General features: G+C 77.9%; 3 protein-coding genes and 1 pseudogene. 1 reads left to right on the top strand and 3 read right to left on the bottom strand.

Features of this window, described 5'->3' with window-relative positions; all coding sequences use genetic code 11:
- Positions 1 to 194: pseudogene (locus GTQ99_RS20260) on the bottom strand (DNA polymerase); the annotation flags it as partial.
- Between the two features lie 78 nt (positions 195 to 272).
- On the opposite strand from GTQ99_RS20260, the gene GTQ99_RS27230 reads away from it, so the two are divergent.
- The gene (locus GTQ99_RS27230) at positions 273 to 2,345 is read left to right on the top strand and encodes an alpha/beta fold hydrolase (protein ID WP_166617511.1); all 2,073 of its coding nucleotides are present in this window, start codon (positions 273 to 275) and stop codon (positions 2,343 to 2,345) included.
- Between the two features lie 33 nt (positions 2,346 to 2,378).
- On the opposite strand, the gene GTQ99_RS20250 is transcribed toward GTQ99_RS27230, so the two are convergent.
- Together GTQ99_RS20250 and trmB are read right to left on the bottom strand one after the other, a co-directional pair.
- Positions 2,379 to 3,476, bottom strand: a complete 1,098-nt coding sequence (locus tag GTQ99_RS20250) for a CDP-glycerol glycerophosphotransferase family protein (RefSeq protein ID WP_166617510.1) — start codon at positions 3,474 to 3,476, stop codon at positions 2,379 to 2,381.
- Between the two features lie 199 nt (positions 3,477 to 3,675).
- On the bottom strand, positions 3,676 to 4,391 hold a 716-nt coding region (trmB, locus tag GTQ99_RS20245), incomplete at its 5' end, for a tRNA (guanosine(46)-N7)-methyltransferase TrmB (RefSeq protein ID WP_240897836.1).

Below are 4,391 nucleotides of genomic sequence, written 5' to 3'. Positions count from 1 at the left end.
GCGGCCGCCCACCAGGTCCAGCGCGGCCGCAGCAGCTCCTCCAGGCGCGCCAGCAGCGCGGCGCTGCCCGCGGCCCCGCCCGGCACCGCCCAGCGCCGGCCGGGCACCGCCAGCCCCAGCCCGGCCGGGACCACGACCAGCGCCAGGTCCGCGCCGGGCGCGGCGGCGGTGCGCAGCTCGGCCGGGACGTCCACGCGGCCAGTGTCCCGCCGCGGTCCGACACCTCCCGCCGCGGCCCGTCCCGCCGCGGCCCGTTGCGGTAGGACTGGTCCGTGGCCGAACCCGCTCGCGCGCCCGGACCGTTCGCCGACCTCGACGCCTTCGCCGCGCTGCCGCGCCTGGCCGGGCTCACCCTCTCGCCCGACGGCACCCGCCTGGTGACCACCGTGGCGACCCCGACCCCCGACGCCACGCGCTGGCGCGGCGCGCTGTGGGAGGTCGACCCCGCCGGCGAGCGCCCGGCGCGCCGGCTGACGCGCGGCGCCGCCGCCGAGGCCGCCCCCGCCTTCACGCCCGACGGCACGCTGCTGTTCACCTCCGCCCGCCCCGACCCGCAGGCCGCGGCGGAGGCCGGCGAGGACGCCCCCGCCGCGCTGTGGGCGCTGCCGCCGGCGGGGGAGGCCCGCGTCGTCGGCACCCGCCCCGGCGGGATCGCGAACCCGCTCACCGCGCGCCGCGGCGACCTCGTCGTCGTGACGTCCTCGACGCTGCCCGGCTCCGACGCCTCCGCGGACGGCCCGTCCTCCGACGCGGTGCGGCGCGCGGCGCGCACGGGCAAGAAGGTCTCCGCGGTCCTGCACTCGGGCTACCCGGTGCGGTACTGGGACTCCGACCTCGGTCCCGGCCAGCCCCGCTACCTCGCCGCGGCGCTGCCCGCGGAGGGGCCCGCGGGGGAGCGCGCCCTCGCGGCGTGGAGCGACCTCACCCCCGCCCCCGGCCGCCGCTACGACGAGGCCTCGGCCGTGCTCACCCCCGACGGCGCGGAGCTCGTGACCACCGAGACGCTGCCCCGCCCCCGCGGCGAGCAGCACGTGCGGGTCGTGGCGATCCCGACCGCCGGGGGCGAGCCCCGCGTCGTCGCCGACGAGCCCGGCCGCGAGTTCGGCGCGCTCGCCGTCTCCCCGGACGGGCGCTGGGTCGCGGCGCTGGCCGAGTCGGTGAGCACGCCCGCGGCGCCGCCGACGCTGCGCCTGGTCGTCGTCCCCCTCGACGCCTCCGCCGCTCCCCGCGACGTCGTGGCGGGCTGGGACGTCTGGGGCGGCGCCCCGCAGTGGGGGCCGGGTTCCGACGAGCTGTTCCTGGCCGTCGACGACTCCGGCGCGGCGCCGGTGTTCCGCGTCGAGCTCGCCTCCGGGCGGGTGACGCGGCTGAGCGCCGACGCGGGCGCCTACGGCAGCCTGCAGGTCTCCCCCGACGGGGCGCACGTCTACGCCGTGCGCTCGGCCGTGGACGCCCCGCCCGCCGTGGTCCGCCTCGACGCCCGCACCGCCGGGCAGGAGCCCGTCGCGCTGCCGGGGCCGGCGCCCGCGCCGGAGCTGCCGGGCACGCTGACCGAGGTGCGCACCACCGCCGCCGACGGCAGCCCGCTGCGCGCCTGGCTCGCGCTGCCGCGCACCGCCGCCGCCGAGGACCCGGCCCCGCTGCTGCTGTGGGTGCACGGCGGCCCGCTGGGGTCGTGGAACGCGTGGTCGTGGCGGTGGAACCCCTGGCTGGCGACGGCCCGCGGCTACGCGGTGCTGCTGCCCGACCCGGCCCTGTCGACGGGGTACGGCCCGGAGTTCCTGGCCCGCGGCTGGGGCGCCTGGGGCCAGGCGCCCTACACCGACCTCATGGCCCTCACCGACGCCGCGCTGGCCCGCGAGGACCTGGACGCCTCGCGCACCGCCGCGATGGGCGGTTCCTTCGGCGGGTACGTGGCGAACTGGATCGCCGGGCACACCGACCGCTTCCGCGCGATCGTCACCCACGCGGGCCTGTGGGCGCTGGAGCAGTTCGGCCCGACGACCGACGCCGCGCACTACTGGTCGCGGGAGATGACGGCGCAGATGGTCGCGGCCAACGACCCGGCCGCGCACGTGGAGCGCATCACCACGCCGATGCTCGTCATCCACGGCGACAAGGACTACCGGGTGCCGGTCGGGGAGGCGCTGCGGTTGTGGTGGGAGCTGAACCGGCACTGGTCCGGCGACCCGGCCGACCTGCCGCACCGGTTCCTGCTCTTCCCCGACGAGAACCACTGGGTGCTCACCCCGCAGCACGCGATCCTCTGGTACGAGACGGTGTTCGCGTTCCTGGCCACCCACGTGCACGGGGTGCCGTTCCAGGAGCCGGACCTGCTGCGCTGATCCCGGGGGAGTCCCCCCGGGACCGGCGCGGGATCAGCGGCGCGCGCCCGCTGCGGGCAGGACGAGGTCCAGCACGCGGTCGGCCGCGCGGCCGTCCTCGGCGTGGCAGAACCGCTCCTGGAACACCTCGTAGCGGTCCTTGAAGCGCGTGTGGACGTCGTCCAGGTCCGACACGGCGTCCAGCACCTCCTCGGAGGTGCGCACCAGCGGACCGGGGGCGATCCCCTCCAGGTCGAAGTAGAAACCGCGCAGCACGTCGCGGTAGCGCTCCAGGTCGTAGACGAAGGAGACGACCGGCTTGCCGGTGACGGCGAAGTCGAACATCGCCGAGGAGTAGTCGGTGACCAGGACGTCCGCGGCCAGGTACAGGTCGTTGATGTCCGGGTGGCGCGAGACGTCGACGACCCCGGGGACGTCCACGCCCTGCAGCGCGTCCGGCACCAGGTAGTGCAGGCGCAGCAGCAGCGTGTGGCTGCCGCCGAGGCGCTCGCTGAAGCGCTGCAGGTCCAGCGCCAGGCGGAAGTCCGGGCCGTCGCCGTAGCGGTCGTCGTCGCGCCAGGTCGGCGCGTACAGCACCGCGGTGCGGCCCTCGTCGATGCCCAGCGCGGCGCGGACCCGCTCGCGCCGCTGCGCCGCGTCCGGGGCGAGCAGGGCGTCGTTGCGCGGGTAGCCCGTCACGGGCATCGGCCCGGGGAAGCCGAACGCCGCGCGCAGCGGCGCCTCCGCGGCCCGGCTGGGGGCCAGCAGCAGGTCCCAGCGGGCGATGTCGTCGTCCAGGCGCGCCAGGACGTCCTCACCCTCGGGGGAGGTGAAGTGCGCGTCCCGGTGGATCCGCTTCAGCGGCGTGCCGTGCCAGGTCTGCAGGTACGTCGTGCCGGGGCGCTTGTCCCAGACGGGCACGTGGTTGTCGGCGATCACCAGGTCCGCCGCGCTCAGCGCCCGCAGCGCCTGCGGCGTGCCCAGCGCCGCGGTGGCCGTGCCGGCGGGGAAGGCGCGCCCGGGGCCGGCCAGCCACAGGTGCTCGGCGCCCTCCCCGGGCTCCCCGGCGGCCTCGCGGGCCAGCAGCCGCTGGTGCAGGGCCCGCGGGTTGTCGGAGTAGCGGCCCCCGAAGCTGTAGTAGACGATCTTCACGGTGGTCCTGTCGGTCGGGCCGGGGTCGAGACGGACGGGCGGTGGTTCCACCCTCGGCGGGAGCGCTCATGATGCCCCACCCGGGCGCCCGCGGGGCCCGCTCTCGACCCTTTCGGCCGCCCGCCACCCGCGTCCTCCGGCCCGAGGGCCGGCCGCGACCGGGTGCACCTGCACCACGACGCGGAGGCGGCCGTGCGCCTCAGCGCGCCGGCGTCCCGGCGCGGCGGGCGATCAGGTCCGTCACGAGGTGCCCGCGCTCCAGCCCGCGCACCTCGAAGCGGGTCAGCGGCCGCCAGTCCGGCCGCTCGCGAGACGCCTCCAGCACCAGCCCCGGCTCGGCGGCCAGCACCCTCGCCATCTGCTGCGCGTAGGGCTCCCAGTCCGTCGCGCAGTGCAGCACCCCGCCGGGGGCGAGGCGGTCGGCCACCAGCGCCGCGAACGCGGCGTCGACCAGGCGGCGCTTGTGGTGGCGGGGCTTGGGCCAGGGGTCGGGGAAGTACACCCGCACCCCCGCCAGGCTGGCCGGGGCGATGCGCTGCTGCAGCAGCAGGCGCCCGTCGCCCTCCAGCACCCGGACGTTGCCCAGCCCGCGCCGGTCCAGGCCGAGCAGCAGCGCGGCCACCCCGGGGGTGTGCACGTCGGCGGCCAGCACGCCGGTGGCGGGGTCGGCCTCGGCCATCTGCAGGGTGGCCGCGCCCATGCCGAACCCGATCTCCAGGACGACCGGGGCGTCGGTCCCGAACAGCGCGCGCAGGTCCAGGGGGCCCTCGCCGTCGGGGACGGCGAAGCGGGCCGCGTGCTCCTGCAGGGCCTGCAGGCGGGTGACGCCCATGCGGCCGCGGCGCAGCTTGTAGGAGGGCCGCGTCGCCCAGTCCGCGAGGGGAGGGCCGGAGGGGGTGCTCACCGCCCCATCAT

It is taken from the genome of Kineococcus vitellinus, assembly GCF_009906315.1.
Lineage (GTDB): Bacteria > Actinomycetota > Actinomycetes > Actinomycetales > Kineococcaceae > Kineococcus > Kineococcus vitellinus.
The sequence above is the reverse complement of the archived record's forward strand: the minus strand, read 5'-3'. Positions and strand labels throughout refer to the sequence as shown.